This window comes from Endozoicomonas sp. 2B-B, assembly GCF_053470045.1.
The window spans coordinates 1977842-1997906 of sequence record NZ_JBLZMU010000001.1; the positions used below are offsets into that span (position 1 = coordinate 1977842).

Below are 20065 nucleotides of genomic sequence, written 5' to 3' on the forward strand. Positions count from 1 at the left end.
TGAGAATTCCCACCGAATCAGCTCGGTGGGGAGGGGGAGGGTTTTAACAGGGTATGATTGGGGATTACATGACACGCATTCCGGGTTGAGCACCTTCATGGGGCTCAAGAATCCAGAGATCTTTACCGCCGGGGCCGGCGGCCAGAACCATCCCTTCACTCACGCCAAACTTCATTTTACGAGGTGCCAGGTTGGCGACTATAACCGTATACTTGCCGGTCAGGGCTTCCGGGGCATAGGCAGACTTTATGCCGGCGAATACGTTGCGAGGCTCTGCTTCGCCAATATCCAGAGTTAATCGCAGTAGTTTACCAGCGCCTTCTACCAGCTCGGCATTGACAATTTTGGCAATGCGCAGATCCACCCTGGCAAAGTCATCGAAAGTAATCTGCTCAGCCACAGGCTCTTTTTCCAGCCATTCGTTGCAGGCAGAGGTTTCAGCAGGTTTTTGCTCAGACATTTTGGCAAGTACCTCTTTGCTGGCTTCAATCATGGCTTCGACTTTATTCAACTCGACACGGGTCATCAGAGGCTTGAAATTGTTCACCCCGTGATCCAGAAGCAGGGTCTGGCTGTCGGTCCAGCGCAGAGGCTCTATGTTCAGGAAGGCTTCTGCCCTGGTTGCCATAGCAGGCAGAACCGGCTTCAGGTAGATCATCAGCAAACGGAACAGGTTAATACCGGCTGAACAGATGTCGTGCAGTTCCTGATCCTTGCCTTCTTCTTTAGCAACAACCCAGGGCTTCACTTCGTCAATCCAGGCATTGGCTTTGTCAGCCAGAGCCATGATTTCACGCATGGCTTTGCCGAATTCACGGCCTTCATAGAGTTCTGCGATGCGCTCTCCGGTCTTCTGGAAGTCGGCTGTCAGCTCCGGGATCATGTTGTTGGTAGACAATTTTCCAGTAAAACGCTTCTTGATAAAGCCGGCGTTACGACTGGCAATGTTAACCACTTTGCCGACCAGGTCAGAGTTTACCCGCTGAACCAGGTCTTCTGTGTTCAGGTCCAGGTCATCGATGCGACTGGACAGTTTGGCGGCGTAATAATAACGCAGATACTCCGGGTCCAGGTGCTCCAGATAAGTCCGGGCGGTAATAAAGGTGCCACGGGACTTGGACATTTTTTCGCCGTTCACTGTCAGGTAACCATGAACATTGACGAAGGTCGGTGTGCGATAACCCGTACCTTCCAGCATGGCAGGCCAGAACAGGCAATGGAAGTTGACAATGTCCTTGCCGATGAAGTGATGCACTTCACAGTCACTGTCTTTTTTCCAGTAATCGTCAAAGTTCAGGTCGTCTCTTTTCTGGCACAGGTTCTCGAAAGACGCCATATAGCCGATGGGAGCGTCCAGCCAGACGTAGAAGTATTTACCGGGCTCACCGGGAATTTCGAAGCCGAAGTAAGGCGCGTCGCGGGAAATATCCCAGTCCTGCAGGCCAGCGTCCAGCCACTCGGCCAACTTGTTGGCAATCTCGTCGGAAATGGTGCCGGAACGGGTCCACTCTTTCAGGAAGCCATCAAAATCTGAAAGTCTGAAGAAAAAGTGCTCACTCTCTTTTTCTACCGGAACCGCACCGGAAATAGCCGACCTGGGATTTTTCAGGTCGGTGGGAGAATAGGTGGCGCCACATTTTTCACAGTTATCACCGTACTGGTCGTCTGCCCCGCACTTTGGACATTCCCCCTTGATATAACGATCCGCCAGAAACATCTGCTTCTCAGGGTCATACGCCTGTGTGATGTTGCGGCTGGCGATATGGCCATTTTCCTTCAGCTTCAGGTAAATGGCTTCAGACAGTTTGCGATTTTCTTCAGAGTGGGTGGAGTGGTAATTATCAAACTCCACCAGGAAATCACCAAAGTCACGAATGCGCTCTTTGTTGATCAGGGCGACAGACTCTTCTGGCGAAATGCCCTGCTTTTCAGCATGCAGGCTGATGGCGGTGCCATGGGCATCGTCGGCGCAGACGTAAGTGCATTGGTTGCCGAACAGCTTCTGAAAACGAACCCAGATATCGGTTTGAATGTATTCCACCAGGTGTCCCATATGCAGAGGACCATTGGCATAGGGCAGGGCACTGGTGACAAGTATTTTACGTTGGCTCATTCGAGTACTGTGTTGCTGGAAAATTGAAAGAGGGTAAAGGGGGGCAGTATACGATAATTCTTATTGCTTAGGCTAAGACTTAAGTAAAGAGGCCGCTATTGAAGTACTTTAACTCCTCCATATCCAGAGATATTCTGGTCGACCCGGAAACCCTTTATCAGCGGCAAAGCTTACTTCGAACTAACAGCTACTGAAAGTTTACTTAGGTTGAATGCCTGCACGAGTCCATAAGGGTTCCTTTTCCCAGTTAGCCGGAAACCCCATATGTACTCTTGAAATCGCTGGATTTCTTGAGATCAACCCGTTAAGCCTGGTGGCCCAGCCACTTCCGGGGCTAATTCTGCTCAATAGCGTTTCGATAATAACCAGCTGATAGTTAAGCCGTCGCCGTGGATTAATGGTTTGTGCAGGTGATGAGGGAACCGTAATTTTCTCAGGGATATATATCCAATTTGCTGGTGCTTTTCTTGGCCATACGGGGCTGGTACCAGACTCTCTATTCCAGATTCTTGAATGATGAGCACAGTGATTACGTAAATCAGACAGTGAACGAAACCAGGTTTTAAGTACTGTAAATTGAAAACCAAAATGCTTTGTAAGAGGTTTCTGATCTTCCGGGGAGCGAAGATTGGCAAAGAGTTATGAAATTTGTTTGAAGCTTAAAAGTTCCAGTGCCATCCATAACGGTGGTTGTACTGGTGAATCAGGGTACTTTCGTTGATAGCTTTCCAGATATACCTCCATCTTCCTCCTCTCAGACTTGCTTTTCAGCTCACTAATCAGCCATTGGTGATTGTAATGGCTATTAAAAATGTTTGGGTCAAGATACCCATGAGGACCGTGTCGTGTAGCGAGAACTTGTGTTAATTGAGCACGCAGTGCAACTTCTATTCGTTCAATGGCATCTAAAAGGAGAAGTCTCAACTCTCTGTCGAAAATATACAGTTCCAGGACATCTTCAAATGATGTGCCTGAAATGAACTGATGACCATCACCCGATCTGGGGATGTAGAACGGGCGGGTATAGGCACTTAAACGGAAGTAACTAATATTCTTTAAGTAGCGTTTGGCTCTGACAGGGCCAGCAACTACCAAGCCTCTGGCAATCAAAGTTTCAATCTGCTCGTTGAGGCTTAATGCGTGTTTGCTGAAAGTAACCATTTGTTTTTATTGTCGAAAATGTGCTTTCTATTATTAACTGGCAATAAAAAAAACCGCCAGAGTGTGCTTCGTCGAGAGGCATGGCGGGTGTGTCAGGGTAAAACCAGGTGTTAGTGGGTGATATGTCAATAGGTGCCTGTTTTTATCTCCAATTCGCGTAGCATACGATGCAACGGACAATAGTGCTTGCAAGGAGTTAACCGAACGACCAAAAGATCTTGATCGGGTACCGATTTAAAAATCGGTGATGTGTGGGGCTACCTCAGCGAAGAAGAACAAAGTGCTGCTATGAGAGGCCTTGAAGAGGGTTATTTTGGCAACACAGCTTACTTTAAATCAATAGCCACTGAAATTTATCTCGTGTTCAGATGAAATTTTTGTCCCTGTGAAAAAAGTAAGATCACTTAAAAGCTACAAAGGAAAAGTCGCCAGCGCATGACAGATCTGGTCTGGGTGAAAACGTCAGAAGAAAGTAAAAATACCGCTATTCAATCCGGCTTTACTGGCGTTAGAATAATCGGCTTCCCGTTACAAATATGGGAAAATTCCGGGAGTAAATGGGCTCTGTCCAGTCTGGCTTCAGACTTGCGAAGGGATTTACTCACCACAAAATCTTAAGACAGGTATCTGCTTCCTTATCGGAGGAATGGGCCTGTTTCTGGCTGGCGTCTACGCCTGTGGCCTTATCTGAAAGCCAGGGCTGTTTCATTATTACAACCGGTAGACCGAAGCCGGGAAGGCAGGTATTGTTAAATTCATGACTGACGAAGAACGCCAGAAGCAAAAACTGCGAAGAGAGTGGGCTTCCGGAGACAGGTCTCCATTTCAGGATTTTGCTCAGGAACGTGGAGAAGAACATCCGGTGTTTGCCCGACAGACGACTGGATCGGCAGCCGCTCAGTCAAACACGCTTGCGGAGGGCGCCAGGGTTCAGCCTCTGCCTGAGGATTTTACGCCTGATGCAGTTTACATAGAGTTTCTTGAGGCGCACCACGGTATTCCGGCAGACTTTACCCTTGCCCAACTTCCGGAATTCAAGCTCTACTGGCTGGAGACCGGTGAAGCTCGCAAAGCCTGGCAGAATAAGTTCAAGAACCATGTGATCTACCAGTGGAAGCGGGGTCAAAGTGAAGAAGGGCAACGAACTCATAAATCAACTGTCGAAAAACTTACAGACACCAGCTGGGCAGATGGACTCCAGTTCGACTTCGACGAGTCAGACGACCAGTCGTGAAACCTTGCAAAGAGCTCAACAGACAAAGTATGCCATTAATACTCTGTTTACCATGCTGGAAGCCGCCTTCCCGTTAAAGTTTAAAAAAGCCTTCCCAACCGATGCTTCATTGGTAGAAGCGAAGAAAGTCTGGATTCAGGGGCTCGGAGAATTCAAGCCTGCCAGGATTGTCAGGGCTGGTCAAAAAGTTCTGGATACCACTAAATTTTTTCCTGATCTCAGCGAGATACGCGAACATTGTAAGCTGCATCATGATGAGATGGGCTTGAAAAAGCCTCTGCAAGCTTATTACGAAGCCTGCTATGCGCCTGAGCAGAGCCGCGACTCTCGTTGGTCTCACATTGCCGTCTATCTGGCAGCACGGGAAACGGGCTGGATGACCCTGCGAAGTGAAGAGCAAAGAGTCGCCTTTCCCATCTTTGAGCGAAATTACAACATACTCTGTAACCGGGTTCTTGATGGTGAGGATCTTGAGGCTTCAATCATGAAAGGTATTGAAGACAGTCGCTCGAAAGAAGCCGTGAGGGTTGCGGATGAGCAGGCTGAGCAGGCGCTGCGAAAAACCATGGCAAAGCAGGGCATTGATCCTGACTCGGGCCGCTCTGCTTTTGAGAAGTTGAAAAAGTCGCTGTCCAATGGTCAGTAAATTCGTTTTTTACTGGCAGAATAACAACGAAATCATTAGTCTATCTGCCATTCAAACGGTTGGAGTCTGACGCCCATGAGTGTCCCAGATCGTGCTGCGGTTGAAGCCGCTGTTCAAGGCTATCACGATCCTTTTCTGAAACAGGACCTGGTCACGGCAGGTTGTATCAAAGAGCTTTCCATTGAGTCGGGCAAAGTCACCCTGAAGGTCGAACTGGGCTACCCGGCAGAAGGCTTGAAGGGGGGCATTGAGCAGTTACTGGCTGCCAAGATCGAGAACCTTCCCGGTGTTGAAAGTGCCAGAGTCTCTGTCGGCTGGCGTGTGTCCAGTGCGCCGGTTCAGGGTGAGCTGGAAGCTCTGTCCGGTGTCAAAAACATTATTGCAGTGGCTTCCGGAAAAGGCGGTGTGGGTAAGTCGACCACCACTGTCAATCTGGCATTGGCGATGGCCGCAGAAGGTGCCAGAGTTGGTGTTCTGGATGCCGATATTTATGGTCCCAGTATCGGGATGTTGTTGGGCCTGCCTGATGGTACCCGTCCGGAAGTCAAAAATGAAAAGTTCTTTATTCCCATTGAGGCTCACGGCATTCAGGCCATGTCCATGGCGTTTCTGGTGACAGAAGATACTCCGGTGGTTTGGCGCGGTCCCATGGTCAGTGGTGCTCTGCAGCAACTGTTGACCCAGACATTGTGGAATGATCTTGATTACCTGTTTATCGATATGCCTCCGGGCACCGGGGACATCCAGCTGACACTGGCTCAGAAAGTACCCGTCACTGGCAGTGTTATTGTGACTACACCGCAGGATCTGGCGTTGATCGATGCTAAAAAAGGCATCGAAATGTTCAATAAGGTCAATATCCCGGTGCTGGGTGTGGTTGAAAATATGGCTATGCATGTCTGCTCTGAATGCGGTCACACCGAGCATCTCTTCGGCGAAGGGGGAGGAACCCGCATTGCTGACCAGTTTGGTGTTGATCTGCTGGCTGCACTGCCTTTGTCCATGATGATTCGTGAACAGTCTGATGCAGGAGAGCCGACTGTGGTTTCTGAGCCGGACTCACAGATCACCATGATCTACAGGGATATGGCTAAACGGATGGCTGCGGAACTGGCATTAAAAAATACTGAGAAGCCCGAAGCGCCAACCATCTCATTCAGTGACGACTAACTAAAACGGGGAGAGGCTGCTCTCCCGTTTTTCAGAAGCCTTGCAGGTGCTTAATGACTTTTTTCATAAACTGCTTTCGATCTTCCTCTGTTTTTTTGTCCATACCGTAAAGCGCCAGCCACTTTATATCTTTGCAGCGGGATACCACTTTCAGTGAGAGCCTGAACATTTTCCTGGGCGGATTGCCTATCAGAGCCATCCGCCAGCGGGATGACCCCTGGGTAGTAATGATCAGGAACTTTTTAATACGGGTCAGGCCCGGTTCCAGACCTTTAGGTCCATAGGTTGCCACAACTCCGGGTAGCCAGACCCGGTCAAGCCAGCCCTTTAAAATCGCCGGAGGGCCCATCCACCAGGTGGGGTAGATAAAGACCACTGCTTCTGCCCATTTCAGTTTGGCAACCTGGTTTTCGATCCCGTCAGTGTTGTTACGGGTCATGTAGTTCAGTCTCTCTTCACGGGACATTCGTGCTTCAAATTCAATCTCATAAAGATCCAGTGGGTGTACATTGTGCCCGGCCAGAGTCAACTGTTCACAGATCATTCTGAACAGTGCTCCATTGTAGCTTTCCGGGTTCGGGTGGGCATAAACGACTAAAACATTCATTCTGATCTTATTTGCTGGCAACAATCAGGGCTATTTTAGTGGCTTTTAGCAACAAAAGCAGGTGCAGCAGAGAAAGCGGGGAGAGAGCTACCGCCTTTGATTGTCGGGCACGTATAATAGCGTTTAATAACATTCTGGGGGTTGTGGTTGAGACACTCCCTTCTTGCTGCTGGAAAAATAGACCATGAGACTTTGTGATCGGGATATAGAAGCTTGCCTCGACAGTGGAAAAATCATTATTGAGCCCCGTCCCGGCTCTGGCAAGATCAGTGGGGTTAGTGTTGACCTGACTCTGGGAAACAGTTTCAGGGTCTTCAACGATCATGCAGCCCCTTTTGTGGACATCAGTGGTCCCAGGGAAGAGATTAATCGCGTGTTGGACTCCATTATGAGCAAGGAGATAACCCTGAATGATGGCGAAGCTTTTTTCCTTCATCCGGGCGAGTTGGCTTTGGCAGTTACCCGTGAATCCATTACCTTGCCCGATGATATTGTTGGCTGGCTGGATGGTCGATCTTCTCTGGCGAGACTGGGTTTGATGGTGCATGTCACCGCTCACCGGATTGACCCGGGCTGGAGTGGTCAGATTGTGCTGGAGTTTTTTAACGGTGGGAAACTGCCACTGGCTCTGAGACCGGGAATGGGCATAGGTGCTATTAATTTCGAGACCATGAGTGGTACCGCAGCCCGTCCCTACAACAAACGAAAAGACGCAAAATACAAGGAACAGAAGAGTGCAGTAGCCAGTCGAATTGCTGAGGATCAATGAGGTAGAGCTCCCGGTCTGATGACAAAAAAGTAAACCCCGGGCAAGCCGGGGTTTTAGCTGTCAGGCCGGTATCATTTCAGCATGATTTCAACACGACGGTTTTCCTGTCTCATCTCTTCTGTATCATTCCCGCGTAGTGGGTGATCTGCACCTTTGCCTCTGACGTTCATGTTTTCTTCTGGAATCCCTTTGCTCACCAGGTAGTCTTTAACGGCCTCAGCTCTTCTTTCAGAAAGCTTCTGGTTGTATAAGCGGGAACCTATCTCACAGGCGTGGCCGACTATTTCGATGTGGCTGTCATGATCCAGCTGACCAATCAGCGTGTTCAGCATTTCCAGATCGCCCGATCTCAGTCTGGAAGAGTCAAAGTCAAAGTTAACGGTGGACATCTCTTCTACACCATTAGTAACCATTGGACCCTCAGGCTCAGTAACAGGGTCTGCCATGGCGCAGGCTGTGCCACCGATCAGTGCTCCTGCCACCAGGGCAGCACCACCGGTTGCCATATTGTAAGCCGCTCCGGGGATCCCCATAAGTACCCCCCCTTGGGCCATACAGGTCGACCAGTGAGGCTTCTGAGGTTGAGTCTGTGAAGAGGTGGTGGAACAACCTGCCGTGAACAGCAGAGGGAAAACGATAGCTAACGTGCTCAGCATCCTTGCAGACATGGTACTACTCCTATCCATGGTTTAGAGTCTGGTCTGCAAGAGAATGAATGCAGACCATTTGTGTTGATTATAGGGAGCGTTGAATCCTGCTCCAGATGACTGTTTTCCGGTGGTTTGGTTTTATTGTGAGAGGCAGGCTGAGATCAGGCTGTTTTTTTGACAACAACTGGCGTCAGAGAGGCGTCAGAGGGATGATTTGCTGGAAGAGTGGTCACTTTTCAGAGGTTTCACTTTTCGAGATTCAAAATGTCATGAAAGCTACCGGATTTTGTCGATAGTCATTAGCCGATAAGGGGTAGAAATTAATCGATCAAAGTCGCTTATCTTACAGGATGGCCATTCCGTTCGATAGGCCTGATAGAAGAAACCAGTCGACTGACCAGAACCTCAAATAAAGTTTATAAGGCTTTGGCCAGAAATGGACTGGTTTATTCATTTAGTAGTCCGAATTGTTCAGAGCGCTGGAAGCCCTGACTTATCAATTATGAGCGTGCAGGTCTTCGTTAAGAGCGATAGCCGACTTATTGGTCAGGCATTCAATGGCACCGGAAATTGAGTTGCGACGGAACAGCAGGTCAGACTGGCCACTCAACTGGCTGGCTTTAACGGTTTCAACCACGTTTCTCTGATCGTCCAGGACATTGACTTTGCTGCCAGCCGTCAGGTACAGACCGGCTTCGATGGTGCAACGGTCGCCCAGTGGAATATTGATTCCTGCATTGGCGCCGATCAGGCAGTTTTCGCCCAGGGAAACGACGATGTCGTTACCACCCGAGAGGGTACCCATGGTGCTGCAACCACCGCCCAGGTCAGAACCTTCACCAATCATAATACCGGCAGAGATACGACCTTCAATCATGCTCTTACCCTGGGTGCCGGCATTAAAGTTAATAAAGCCTTCGTGCATGATCGTGGTGCCTTCACCAACATAAGCGCCCAGACGAACCCTGGCCGCATCGGCGATACGCACTCCGGCAGGGACCACGTAATCGGTCATTTTCGGGAACTTATCCACTGAGTCTACGCTGATGTAGCGGCCTTCAGCACGAGCTTTCAGCTGGCGCTCAGGCAGTTCTGTCAGGTCGATAGCTCCTTCACTGGTCCAGGCAACGTTGGGCAACAGAGGGAAGATCCCTTGCAGTTTGACACCATGGGGCTTAACCAGACGATGTGAGAGCAGATGCAGCTTCAGGTAAGCTTCAGGCGTGCTGTTCAGGGTGTCGTCCGTTTCCAGAAAAGTAATGACACGGGGCTGATCACTTTCTTCAAGGCTCAGCATCATTTTCGCCAGAGCTTCCTCACCCAGATTGACGAAAGACTCTTCAAGCGCATGACAGGTTGTACTGTCCAGCTCAACGCAGGTGTTGCCGCCAGTGTAATCAACGAGCTCGATAATCGCTGCAACCAGCTTTTCCGATGGGTTCAGCAGAGGCATAGGATAGAATACTTCCAGCCAGTCGCCTTTCGTGTTTTTACTGCCTACACCAATCGCAAGACTGAAAAGAGTTTGGTTCATAAATTACTTCCCCTGATATTCAAATCAAATTGGAGACAGCCCTCTGCAGCGATTGCAAGGGGCTTTGTTATTCTGCCTGCTTGAAAAGAGTCAGGCGTTTCACTGAAAAAGTGTTTGATATTGCTTGTCTGAAAAGCCCAGAACTCTTTTGTAGCCTGTGTCGAGCAAGGGTCGCCTGATTATAGCGGGTTGCTCCAGCATTAACTCAATGGCTGAGGCTTCATCGACAGACGCTTTTTGCTGCTCTGGTAGCTGTCGCCAGGTTGTGCCACGACGATTCAGCAGTGCTTCCCAGCCTAGTTCATTGGACCAGGTTTGCAGAGAAGCCTTGTCCAGACCGTCTTTGCGGTAGTCATGGAAGCGGTATTCAATACCGGCAGCAGCAAGCCACTTACGGGCTTTTCGAACGGTGTCGCAGTTGCTGATTCCGTAGAGGGTGATCACGAGGCTACCTTTGTGTCCGCTGTATTCGCCATATGCAATAAAACCATCATTTGTCTCACTGGGAGATGGAAGATATTCAAGTAATAGTTTCAAACGGCTAAGCATACACGTCTGGGTGTTGAATTGCATGAGCCGGTCAGGTAATTCACCAAAGCAAATGGTAAACACTTCTGATTATTTTGCCGACACAGTAATGGAGCACTTATTCAAAAAGGTTGGGCTATTTTTTCATGCCGATTAAAGATGACCATCAATGCCGTTATATTGGCGAGCGATCCGGCCCCTGTAATGAGTCGGTTTTAGAAGGCAGTGACTATTGCTTTTGGCATGACAGGGAAGTTGATAAAACCGGCGCCGATGTCAGAGCATTATTGGAAGAGCGGGCTCACAAAGGTACCACGATGGAGGGGTTTTATCTGAAAGGCGCTCATCTCGATAATCTGAATCTTGTCTGTCCTGAGGGTGAAGTCTATCACTTGATCAGTAGTGACTTGAGTCGTTGCAGCCTTGTTAAAGCTCATCTTTATCGAGCAGATCTTTCCGGTTGTAATTTACTGAAGGCGGACTTAAGTGGGGCAAATCTACATCGTACCCTTTTAATCGGAGCAAACCTTCTGGGTGTTAATTTTAAGTCGGCCCGAATTGAGCATGTTGATTTGGGCGATACTTTTCTGCAGGAAGAAAAAGCTCATCAGGCCAGCCGGGAAGGCGATAAACGCCAGTCCAGCGAGTTATTTGAGGAGGCTGAAGAAGTAGCCAGAAATATTCGCAAACATTGTGAAGCGCAGGGACTGTTTCATAATGCTGGTGAGTTTTTTTACCGGGAAAGGACCTTCAACCGATACCGGTTTCCCCTCATCTCCCGGCAGAGGGTGGTTTCAAAGATTGTCGATCTGCTCAGCGGCTATGGCGAAAAGCCCGAAAGAGTGGTTCTGTTTTCAGTGTCATTTATTGTCTTCTTTTCCCTTTTTTATTTCTTTTTGGGTATTGAGGATAGCGGGACAATGGTTCAGTACCAGTCGGGCCAGCCTTTTTATAATAATCTGATTAATTGGCTGGAGACACTTTACTTCAGTGTCGTGACCTTTACCACACTGGGCTACGGAGATCTGGCTCCCGTGGGTCTTTCAAGATTGTTTGCAGCCATTGAGGCCTTTATCGGCAGTTTCACACTGGCACTCTTTGTGGTGGTTTTTGTAAAAAAAATGACCCGCTGAAGAGAGCCGTCACTGGCTACATAGTCTTCAGCGGTTATCGACTCTCAGCTGTTTTTTTCACGTGCAATAGGCTTCCATTTCGTCTGGGTCGCAACTGATGGCAGCATGGGTTTCCCCCTGAAGTAATGCCTTGAACTGATTACGGTTCATATGAATCAGCTCCCTGTGGTTACCAGACTCCAGATACAGGTCCTGTAATGAATTCAACTCGTCATCCCAGCAGGTGGTCATGCCATAAGCGGTGCCGATAGCCGGAATCGAACCATCCTCACAGTCTGGAAAAAGGTGTTTCAATTCCTGCTCTGAAACCAGATTCAGATGGCGATCCAGCTTGGCGTTGATCCAGCGCAGCATGAGTTTGTTCATTGAGGGCATGACAGCGATGACATAACCCCTGTTGTCCCTGAGAACGACAGCTTTCGTCATATTCTTGACTGGAATACAGGCGGAGTGTGCCGTATTCATCGCTCTTTCTGAGTATGGGTGGGAAACAAGTTCGTATTCCGCATTATGTTGGTTTAGAAACATGTGCAGTTTCCGGGCGATGCTCATCTTCACGTCCCCGCACGAAGGTTAGAAAAGTCGTAATTAAAGAGACTACGCCCAAGTGTATATGGATTATTTCAGAGTGCTGTGCCCTCAGGCCTAAATAGTAAGATGAAAATTGTATATAAAAGTCGATTGTAATCTGTTTCTACTCTTTAACCGACGCTTCATACCCTGCATGTCTGAGCAGATTTCACAAAAAATATTTTATATCGAAAGTAAATAGTCAGGGTGTCGATTTATTAGACAGGAATCCACTGAAATGAGTTGGGCTGGCTCAAATTGGATCTCACAGGCGGTTGGCTTATCGTTATTCAATCAGTATCATTTGCGCGTTTTTGGACCCTGACTCATTTAAAAATTAAAGGAAATCATTGTGAATTTCTCTGGACTGAGAAGGCCTTCCCTGCTTGCCGGGGCAGGTTTGTTTGCTCTTCCGCAGAACTCTTTTGCGGCAGAGGAGTTGTTGAGGATGACAACTCACCCCATCGCCTGGTTGTGTATTGTCATTTTTACTCTGGCTTATATTGCCGTGATGGCGGAAGAGAAGTTACATCTCAGTAAGTCAAAACCGGTCATTCTGGCTGCCGGTATCATCTGGGCCCTCATTGCCTGGCTGGCCGTCGGAGAGGGAGTATCCCACGAAAGCTTATCCAGAGCGGTCATGCATGACCTGGAAGAATATTCGGCCATGTTCTTGTTTCTGCTGGTGGCGATGACCTACATCAATGCCATGGAAGAGCGTCAGGTATTCGATTCACTTCGCAGTTGGCTGATCCGAAAGGGGTTCAGTTATCGTCAACTCTTCTGGGTAACCGGAGTGCTGGCCTTCTTTATTTCACCGATTGCCGATAACCTGACGACGGCTCTGTTGATGGGTGCCGTCATTATGTCCGTCGGACAGGGAAACCCTGCTTTTGTCACCCTGGCAATGATCAATGTGGTTGTAGCGTCCAATGCCGGTGGAGCTTTCAGTCCTTTTGGTGATATCACAACCTTGATGGTTTGGCAGGCTGACAAGGTTGAGTTTTTCACATTCTTTGCTTTATTTGTTCCCTCGGTTGTGAATTTTATTATCCCGGCGACCATCATGAATTTCTTTATTGATAGTGGTCGCCCGGCAGCCCTTGAAGACCATTCTGGTATTCGCCGGGGTGGGTGGGCTATCTGTGTGCTGTTCCTGATCACGATTGTACTGGCCGTTTGTTTTGAGAGCTTCTTCGGACTGCCCCCTTTTATGGGCATGATGACCGGACTTTCGCTGTTGATGTTCTATACCTATTTCCTGCGATTGAAAGGGCTGACCGCCAGTCAGATTATGCCTTCGATGGACGACGAGAAAAAAGAAGATCTGGATATTTTCAAACGGATTGCCCACGCCGAGTGGGACACCCTGCTGTTCTTTTTTGGTGTCATTTTCTCTGTAGGGGGCTTGCGTTATCTGGGTTACCTGGAGCTGATTTCCGAAAGCATGTACACCGGTATAGGTGCCACCTGGACGAACATTGCAGCCGGAGTCTTCTCTGCGATTCTGGATAACATTCCAGTCATGTTTGCCATTCTGGGAATGAACCCTGAAATGGATACATTCCAGTGGCTGCTGATTACCCTGACCGCAGGGGTAGGCGGCAGTTTACTGTCAATAGGCTCCGCTGCAGGCGTCGGTCTGATGGGAACGGCCAAAGGCCAATATACCTTCCTGGGCCATTTGAAGTGGAGCTGGGCCATTGCCCTGGGATATGCCGCCAGTATTGCAACCCACTTCCTGGTGAACGGTTGAAGTGAAAGGCAGGGGATAATTCCTGTTCTCATTGCGCCAGAACAGGTTCTCCCTGATAAACAATATAGGGTGAGCAGCTGCCTGAAGTAAGGATATTAACAATCGCCTTGTGACGGCTAGAAGGTTTTGGCGCTCGCCCAACATTGCTGATAGGCATCACAAGACCTTCAGGTTCAATATCGTGCTTCCTGAACCATACCAGATCCTGCTTTGTATCGGGAAAGAAGTCCAGTTCAGCAAGGTCTCCCTTCACTTCATTAATCAGCATCGTTCCCCTGACAGGCTGGTAGTAACAGCTGATTGATTCCAGAGGACTGGCACAGCCAGCCAACAGAATGGATGGGAGTATCCATGCTGCGATGGGAAGAGATGTTCTGGAATGATCAGATCTTTTCAAACCTGAAGCTCCTTGTTCTCTTTACCAGGAGCATTCCCTTTCTTCCAGAGAAGCTCCCGCAGTTCTGGTTTCGTGAAATACGTTGAGTCTTTGCGATCATTGATCATAAAGCCGTTTTGACTTGATTGAGGAGCTTGAGGCTTTAAGAAACTTCCGGATCAATCTGTCAATTATTACACCAGCTTAATGGCTTTGAAAACTTCGTTTAGCTTTTTCAGGAGTGAGGTCATTGTTCTGCTCCACATCAACAGATTTGCGCTTACGATGTCCTCTTTTGTGATCCATCAGGATTTGATCATTCTTGCAGATCACCCTGCATGGCCAGGACCGACCATCCTCTGTGATCACGGTTTCATCACAAGTTTTTTGTTTGCTGTGGATTTTGCTTTTATGAACTGATAGCGATGGAATATTCCTGAAGACCTTTCCGCATTGCTGCAGTTGACCATCTTCCCCGATCAGGCGCACGTAGCAGATTTGTTGGCCGGTGTGTTCTTTGTTTTTGTGCTCAATCAGGTCTTGAGTACTTCTGCAGACTTTCCCGCATGACTGCTGTCGGCCATCCTCGCCGATCACGGTCACGTCACAGGTTCGTAGCCCGGTGTGGTATTTTCTTTTGTGATACGACAGGGCCATTGAATTATTACAGACTTTTCCGCATGGTCGCGGCTGGCCATCCTCTCCGATGACTGTCTTATCGCAGATTTTTTGTTGTCCTTTGTGAGCGCTTCTTTTGTGAGATATCAGGGCTCTGGCATCCTCGCAGACTGTTCCGCATCTTTGCAGCTGGCCATCTTCTCTGACTAAGGTTACGCCACAGGTTTGTTGTCTGATGTGGGCTCTGGCTTTGTGAGCCGCCAGGGCTTGAGAATGATTAAAGACCTTTTCGCATGGCAGCAGCTGGCCATCCTTTCCGACTTCTGTCAGGTCACAGGTTTTTTGCCCGCTGTGGTATCTGCTCTTGTGCGAGGATAGAGATCGGGCATTCTTGAAGATCACCCCACATGGCCGTGTCTGGCCATCCTTCCCGACCAAAGTCATTGCGCAGATTTGTTGCCCGCCACCGTTTCTCCTTATGGGATTAGGCCAGTCTTGTTGACAACGGGTGGAACCATTGGGGGGAAGATAACCTGAAGGTGAAGTCCGAGCCAATTCAGGTTCGCCAGCTTGAGAGGTTTTTTGGTTTGATGTCGCGAATATAATTTTACAAGATGCTGTCGGCGCCTTTATTGAACCTATCTGAATAAGCTGAGTTGGGCTTTGAACCCATTGGGGTGATTCTGTTGTTTTTTGTGGTGTTTCTGAAGTTCCCATTGAGGATGTGAAGTCGGTAAAGGCACAAGAGGTCCCGATTTTTTCGAGAAGGATTTGATTACCTAAATTGAGTAACCCGTTGATTACAATCAAGTCATCATTGGAGACAGGAAATTTCTCAAGTACTTGGGCGTCATTTCTGACTGGCCCGGTTGAGTGACTGTCTGTTGACCCAGGACTCATGGAGTATGCTAGCTTGCAGCTACTTGCCCGGTTGTTGTTAAGGCCACGGGGTTGCATCTGATCGAACTGTGTCTGAGAAGGTTGAACAGAAGTACATTGGAGTTGAATGGCAGGATTACTCAATATTTGGAAAAGCCAGTTTTGCTGGGAATATAGAGTCTGTAGAAAATTAAAGCGATCTATACGGTTATGGTTGTGTTTATTGACTGGATCGGGGCATGTGCTCTGTCCTGCTCCCTTCTGGACTGCTGAACTTTCTGCCGATTTCAGTGGCCATCCACTGGGCAATCCGCTGTCGGGTGACCTTCGGAATTGACAAACGCCATGACAGGGAAGGATGAAACAATTTAAACCGAAAGTGTGCAGGTGTTGTTGAGGATCTCCGTTACCGCCGCCAGAGTCAGAGTTCACGGGGTTAGTGAAAGAGCCTGCAGGGAGGGTCCTGGCTTCCGATACTGTCTGAATGGATGATTCTGATGACTGTTGTGATTGCTGGTTATCTCCAGAGCCAAACATCATAGTGATGGTCGCAAACGAATGTTTCTGGCTGACCTCTTGTAGTTTAATCGGTTTAAACAGAGGTGAATCGGGGGTCCAATCGCTTTTTAAAAGCCAACAGACAGTGATAACCACTTTTAAGGGGAGCCATGAATAGGGATTCGAGCCTGAAGGAGAATCTTTGGTTGTCAGGATCAGTTGGTAGGCAATCAGCAGAGGAGCGGTGAAAAAACATTGCTGCGCTATCAACTCAATAAGGGTAGGGGGCATCCCGTAAATGTCAGGTATGTGTTGTTTGATATCAGGCGGCGAATCTTGTTCTGTACAGTCGTTTGTGTCGGAAATGTATGATGGGCTGCAAGGCCATGTGTGCCGGTTACGCTTTATAGAGAGGCTCTGGTTTGGAAAAACTGCATTCGGTTCAAGCTCGACAACAAAAAAACCTGTCAACGGTTGAGCCTGACAGACGATAGACATCGACAGCAGCAGCCACAGCGCCGCTACAAAGAGTGAGTGTTTAATAATTCTGTTCTAGCATTCTGGCATTCAGAGAGGAAGGATAGATTACCTCATGCAAGTGGGAGCAAAAAACTCTGGTTCTCAAGCTGGCGCACGGTAGCGAGAGGCAGGCTGGACACAAAAAAGCCCCTTTAGACAGGGGCTTTATGTTGATCAGCTGTTCGCTTTATCTGAATCAAAATGCTCACGCATTTTTTGCAGGAGATAATAGAACAATGGGATCATTATCGTGCCGAACAGGGTGGCAGCGATCATTCCAGACATTACTGTCGTACCAATTATCCTTCGGCTGGCAGCACCGGCACCACTGGCAAATACCAGAGGTAGTACCCCAAGTACGAAAGACAGGGCTGTCATCAATACGGCGCGAAAGCGCAGTTCGGCAGCGTTGATGGCAGCATCGAAGATACTCTTGCCTGACTGTCTTTGAACCATGGCAAATTCTACGATAAGAATCGCCGTCTTTGCAGCAATACCAATCAATAGCACCATACCTATCTGGGCGTAGATATCATTGGCCATCGAGGGTATCAATAACCGGAACAGGTTGATTCCGACAATGGCACCGAAAGCCGCTATGGGCACTGCCACGATGATTGCCAGCGGCATGGTCCAGCTTTCATACTGTGCCACCAGGAACAGGTAGACAAACAGGAATGCCAGGGCAAATAGCAGTGGAGCCAGACTACCGGCTTCAATTTCCTGCAGTGACTGTCCAGACCACTCGAAGGTGTAGCCATCGGGCAATGTTTTGGCCAGATCTTCCATGGCTGTGATGGCATCACCGGAACTAAAACCCTGATTAGCCTTGCCACTTATGCTGGCTGAGCGGTACAGGTTGTAATGGTCAATGCTGTTGGGGCCGAGAATCGGTTTCAATGAGGCAACGGTAGTCAGAGGCACCATCTGGTTATTCAGGTTTCTGACAAAGAACTTGCTCAGGTCTGAAGGATTGGCGCGATACTCGCTTTCTGCCTGAAGCTTAACCTGGTAGGTTCTACCGAATTTACTGAAGTCATTGACATACAGGGAGCCCAGCTGGGTTTGCAGGGTCATGAAAATTTCAGACAGCGGAATACCCTGTGCCTTAGCCTTGTTGCGATCTACTTCGAGGAAGTATTGAGGCACATTAGCACGGAAAGTACTGAATACCTGAGTCATTTCGGGGCGCTGGTTTGCCTGATAGATCAGCCCATTCAACACCTGACCAAGCTCCTGAGGGGTGCGGCCAAGCGTATCCTGAAGCCTGAAGTCAAAACCACCTGAAGATCCAAGGCCTGGAATGGGCGGGAAGGCAAACGCCATGACCTGGGCTTCCGGTAACGTCCAGAGCTTGCCCTGTATCTTTCTCAGTACCGCCTGCTGGTGTTGTAGAGGGTCCGGGCGATCTTTCCAGTCGTTGAGGACAACGATAGCCATGGCGTTGTTGGAGTTGGATCCACCCATGATGCTGAAGCCGGAAACACTGATAACACTGTCTACATCGGGTTCGGTTCGAATGATGTTGGTGATGTTCTCCATAGTGGCTTCGGTTCTGTTCAGGGATGCTGCGTCAGGAAGCTGAACATCAACCACGAAGAATCCCTGATCCTCATCCGGAACAAAGCCGGAGGGCGTGCTGTTGAACAGGAAGCCGGTGGAGGCCATCATGATTGCAAACAGTCCAATTCCCAGAATGCTTCTTCTAATCAACAGGGTAACCCAGCTCTTGTAGCCGCCGGTCAGTCGCTTGATAAAGTTATCAAGAGGAACCAGCCAGTTGATGTGTCCCATCTTGCCTTTTTTCAGCAAAGTGGCACACAGGGCCGGACTTAATGTCAGAGCGTTGATGGAAGAGATTACAACGGCTACCGATATGGTGACCGCAAACTGTGAATAAAGTCCACCGGTAATACCCGGCATAAAGCCTACAGGTACAAATACCGCCAGCAATACCAGGGTGGTCGCCACAATAGGACCCGATACTTCCTTCATGGCCTGACCGGTGGCTTCAGCCGGGCTCATCCCTTCCCTGGTGATTAATCGCTCAACGTTTTCAATAACAACAATGGCGTCGTCCACGACCACCCCTATCGCCAACACCAGGCCGAAAAGCGTAATAGTGTTAATGGAAAACCCGAGAGCTTTCATGATAGCGAAGGTACCAATCAGGGAGACCGGTATTGCGATTGCGGGGATCAGTGTTGCCCGCCAGTTTTGCAGGAACAGGAATACAACCAATACCACCAGAGCGACTGCCTGGAGCAAAGTGATGATTACTTCCTTGATGGACTGATCAATAAACTGGGTTGTATCGAACTTGATTTCATACTCGATACCTTCCGGCATACGGGCAGACAGCTCTTCCATGGTCATTTTTACACCTTTCGCCACATCCATAGCGTTGGCATCAGGCTGCTGATAGATAACCAGGAAAGCCGTGTCATCATTGTTAAACTTGGCAACACCATCGTAACTCTGGGAACCCATTTCAACCCGGGCGATATCCTTGATGCGAACATAGGAGCCATCAGGGTCGGCCTTGATAATGACGTTGCCGAATTCCTCAGGGTTGCTCAGACGTCCCTGGGTTTTTATGGTGTAAGTGAACTGCTGGTCTGGCTGGTTTGGCGCCTGACCCAGCTTACCGGCTGCAACAATAACGTTTTGCTCATTCAGTGCGTTGGATACGTCTGAGGTTGTGATATCAAGAGATGCCATGCGTTCAGGATCAAGCCAGATACGCATGCTATAAACCAGTGAACCCAAAATGTCGGCGGAAGCGACCCCGTCAATACGAGCCATGGGTTCTTTCAGGTAATTGTTGGCGTAATTATTGAGGTAAACGCCGTCGTACTCACTCTTATTGGAAACCAGGTTGATGCCCAACAGCATGCTTGAAGACTTTTTGCTGACCGTCACCCCCGTTCTTCTGACGTCTTCGGGAAGTGATGGTTCAGCTACAGCAACACGGTTCTGGACGTTTACCAGAGCCATATCCTGGTCGACACCGGAATCAAAGGTCACGGTGATGCTGGCGCTGCCATCGTTACCAGCAGAAGAGTTGATATAGATCATGTCCTCTACACCGTTGACCTGTTCTTCAATCGGTCGGATGACGGCTTCTTCTATGGTTTCTGCATCGGCTCCCGGGAATACCGCACTGATGTTAACCTGGGGAGGGGTGATTTCAGGAAACTGAGCCACAGGCAGGGTCAGCATGGAAATCATACCCACCAGGGTTATGACGATCGATAGAACAAAGGCAAACTTGGGCCTGTGAATAAAAAACTGACTGATCATC

The 20065-nt window shown here is 48.9% G+C and carries 17 protein-coding genes and 1 pseudogene; 7 read left to right on the plus strand and 11 right to left on the minus strand.

The annotated features are described in order from the left end of the window. Positions 1–64 precede the first annotated feature (64 nt). Together metG and ACOMHB_RS07950 are read right to left on the minus strand one after the other, a co-directional pair. Positions 65–2137 (minus strand): methionine--tRNA ligase, encoded by a 2073-nt coding sequence (metG, locus tag ACOMHB_RS07945; RefSeq protein WP_448218617.1) that lies wholly within the window; start codon positions 2135–2137, stop codon positions 65–67. 174 nt (positions 2138–2311) lie between these two features. Next, positions 2312–3274: pseudogene (locus ACOMHB_RS07950) on the minus strand (Abi family protein). A 435-nt stretch (positions 3275–3709) separates the two neighbouring features. Here ACOMHB_RS07950 and ACOMHB_RS07955 point away from each other — a divergent pair. From ACOMHB_RS07955 to apbC, 4 genes are all read left to right on the plus strand, one after another. Beyond that, positions 3710–3892 (plus strand): hypothetical protein, encoded by a 183-nt coding sequence (locus ACOMHB_RS07955; RefSeq protein ID WP_448216184.1) that lies wholly within the window; start codon positions 3710–3712, stop codon positions 3890–3892. 139 nt (positions 3893–4031) lie between these two features. After that, complete coding sequence (locus tag ACOMHB_RS07960; protein WP_448216185.1) at positions 4032–4508, plus strand: DnaT-like ssDNA-binding domain-containing protein; 477 nt, start codon at positions 4032–4034, stop codon at positions 4506–4508. Then, positions 4465–5154 carry a replication protein P gene (locus tag ACOMHB_RS07965; protein WP_422132826.1) on the plus strand — a complete coding sequence of 230 codons (690 nt, stop codon included), beginning with the start codon at positions 4465–4467 and terminating at the stop codon, positions 5152–5154. Before ACOMHB_RS07960 ends, ACOMHB_RS07965 begins: the two co-directional genes overlap by 44 nt. Before the next feature lie 75 nt (positions 5155–5229). Continuing rightward, a complete protein-coding gene (apbC, locus tag ACOMHB_RS07970) occupies positions 5230–6324 on the plus strand; it encodes an iron-sulfur cluster carrier protein ApbC (RefSeq protein ID WP_422137389.1) in 1095 nt (364 codons plus the stop codon). Positions 6325–6355: 31 nt separating this feature from the next. On the opposite strand, the gene ACOMHB_RS07975 is transcribed toward apbC, so the two are convergent. Further along, entirely contained in the window at positions 6356–6931 is a 576-nt protein-coding gene (locus tag ACOMHB_RS07975; RefSeq protein ID WP_448216186.1) for an NAD(P)H-dependent oxidoreductase, read from the minus strand. Between the two features lie 7 nt (positions 6932–6938). After that, a complete protein-coding gene (locus ACOMHB_RS07980; RefSeq protein ID WP_448216187.1) occupies positions 6939–7064 on the minus strand; it encodes a hypothetical protein in 126 nt (41 codons plus the stop codon). 51 nt (positions 7065–7115) lie between these two features. Between ACOMHB_RS07980 and dcd the strand changes: the two genes are divergently transcribed. Further along, a complete protein-coding gene (dcd, locus tag ACOMHB_RS07985) occupies positions 7116–7700 on the plus strand; it encodes a dCTP deaminase (RefSeq protein WP_448216188.1) in 585 nt (194 codons plus the stop codon). Positions 7701–7771: 71 nt separating this feature from the next. Here dcd and ACOMHB_RS07990 read toward each other — a convergent pair whose 3' ends face one another. The 3 genes from ACOMHB_RS07990 to ACOMHB_RS08000 all read right to left on the minus strand — a co-directional run bounded on the left by ACOMHB_RS07990 (position 7772) and on the right by ACOMHB_RS08000 (position 10421). Then, entirely contained in the window at positions 7772–8368 is a 597-nt protein-coding gene (locus ACOMHB_RS07990; protein ID WP_448216189.1) for an OmpA family protein, read from the minus strand. 478 nt (positions 8369–8846) lie between these two features. Beyond that, positions 8847–9884 (minus strand): 2,3,4,5-tetrahydropyridine-2,6-dicarboxylate N-succinyltransferase, encoded by a 1038-nt coding sequence (dapD, locus tag ACOMHB_RS07995; protein WP_422132831.1) that lies wholly within the window; start codon positions 9882–9884, stop codon positions 8847–8849. 99 nt (positions 9885–9983) lie between these two features. Further along, positions 9984–10421: an ArsC family reductase gene (locus tag ACOMHB_RS08000; RefSeq protein ID WP_448216190.1), complete on the minus strand. Its 438-nt coding sequence runs from the start codon at positions 10419–10421 to the stop codon at positions 9984–9986. Positions 10422–10558: 137 nt separating this feature from the next. On the opposite strand from ACOMHB_RS08000, the gene ACOMHB_RS08005 reads away from it, so the two are divergent. Beyond that, entirely contained in the window at positions 10559–11545 is a 987-nt protein-coding gene (locus ACOMHB_RS08005) for a DUF6435 family protein (RefSeq protein WP_448216191.1), read from the plus strand. Between the two features lie 57 nt (positions 11546–11602). On the opposite strand, the gene ACOMHB_RS08010 is transcribed toward ACOMHB_RS08005, so the two are convergent. After that, positions 11603–12073 carry an aminoacyl-tRNA deacylase gene (locus ACOMHB_RS08010; RefSeq protein WP_317142759.1) on the minus strand — a complete coding sequence of 157 codons (471 nt, stop codon included), beginning with the start codon at positions 12071–12073 and terminating at the stop codon, positions 11603–11605. A gap of 490 nt (positions 12074–12563) precedes the next feature. Between ACOMHB_RS08010 and nhaD the strand changes: the two genes are divergently transcribed. Then, positions 12564–13871 carry a sodium:proton antiporter NhaD gene (gene nhaD, locus ACOMHB_RS08015; protein ID WP_448216192.1) on the plus strand — a complete coding sequence of 436 codons (1308 nt, stop codon included), beginning with the start codon at positions 12564–12566 and terminating at the stop codon, positions 13869–13871. A 28-nt stretch (positions 13872–13899) separates the two neighbouring features. On the opposite strand, the gene ACOMHB_RS08020 is transcribed toward nhaD, so the two are convergent. The 3 genes from ACOMHB_RS08020 to ACOMHB_RS08030 form a co-directional block, all read right to left on the minus strand. Then, positions 13900–14268, minus strand: coding sequence for a hypothetical protein (locus ACOMHB_RS08020; RefSeq protein ID WP_448216193.1), 369 nt, complete (start codon positions 14266–14268; stop codon positions 13900–13902). A 183-nt stretch (positions 14269–14451) separates the two neighbouring features. Continuing rightward, positions 14452–16533, minus strand: coding sequence for a hypothetical protein (locus ACOMHB_RS08025; protein ID WP_448216194.1), 2082 nt, complete (start codon positions 16531–16533; stop codon positions 14452–14454). Positions 16534–16935: 402 nt separating this feature from the next. After that, complete coding sequence (locus ACOMHB_RS08030; RefSeq protein WP_448216195.1) at positions 16936–20064, minus strand: efflux RND transporter permease subunit; 3129 nt, start codon at positions 20062–20064, stop codon at positions 16936–16938. Between the last annotated feature and the right edge of the window lies 1 nt (position 20065).

Coding starts and splice junctions, on each gene's coding strand:
- ACOMHB_RS08010 (WP_317142759.1), bottom strand. CDS start 12,073: ATGTTTCTAAACCAACATAATGCGGAATACGAACTTGTTTCCCACCCA.
- dcd (WP_448216188.1), top strand. CDS start 7,116: ATGAGACTTTGTGATCGGGATATAGAAGCTTGCCTCGACAGTGGAAAA.
- ACOMHB_RS07975 (WP_448216186.1), bottom strand. CDS start 6,931: ATGAATGTTTTAGTCGTTTATGCCCACCCGAACCCGGAAAGCTACAAT.
- ACOMHB_RS07990 (WP_448216189.1), bottom strand. CDS start 8,368: ATGTCTGCAAGGATGCTGAGCACGTTAGCTATCGTTTTCCCTCTGCTG.
- ACOMHB_RS08025 (WP_448216194.1), bottom strand. CDS start 16,533: ATGCCCCCTACCCTTATTGAGTTGATAGCGCAGCAATGTTTTTTCACC.
- ACOMHB_RS08005 (WP_448216191.1), top strand. CDS start 10,559: ATGCCGATTAAAGATGACCATCAATGCCGTTATATTGGCGAGCGATCC.
- ACOMHB_RS07965 (WP_422132826.1), top strand. CDS start 4,465: ATGGACTCCAGTTCGACTTCGACGAGTCAGACGACCAGTCGTGAAACC.
- ACOMHB_RS07960 (WP_448216185.1), top strand. CDS start 4,032: ATGACTGACGAAGAACGCCAGAAGCAAAAACTGCGAAGAGAGTGGGCT.
- apbC (WP_422137389.1), top strand. CDS start 5,230: ATGAGTGTCCCAGATCGTGCTGCGGTTGAAGCCGCTGTTCAAGGCTAT.
- dapD (WP_422132831.1), bottom strand. CDS start 9,884: ATGAACCAAACTCTTTTCAGTCTTGCGATTGGTGTAGGCAGTAAAAAC.
- nhaD (WP_448216192.1), top strand. CDS start 12,564: ATGACAACTCACCCCATCGCCTGGTTGTGTATTGTCATTTTTACTCTG.
- ACOMHB_RS08030 (WP_448216195.1), bottom strand. CDS start 20,064: ATGATCAGTCAGTTTTTTATTCACAGGCCCAAGTTTGCCTTTGTTCTA.
- ACOMHB_RS07980 (WP_448216187.1), bottom strand. CDS start 7,064: ATGTTATTAAACGCTATTATACGTGCCCGACAATCAAAGGCGGTAGCT.
- ACOMHB_RS07955 (WP_448216184.1), top strand. CDS start 3,710: ATGACAGATCTGGTCTGGGTGAAAACGTCAGAAGAAAGTAAAAATACC.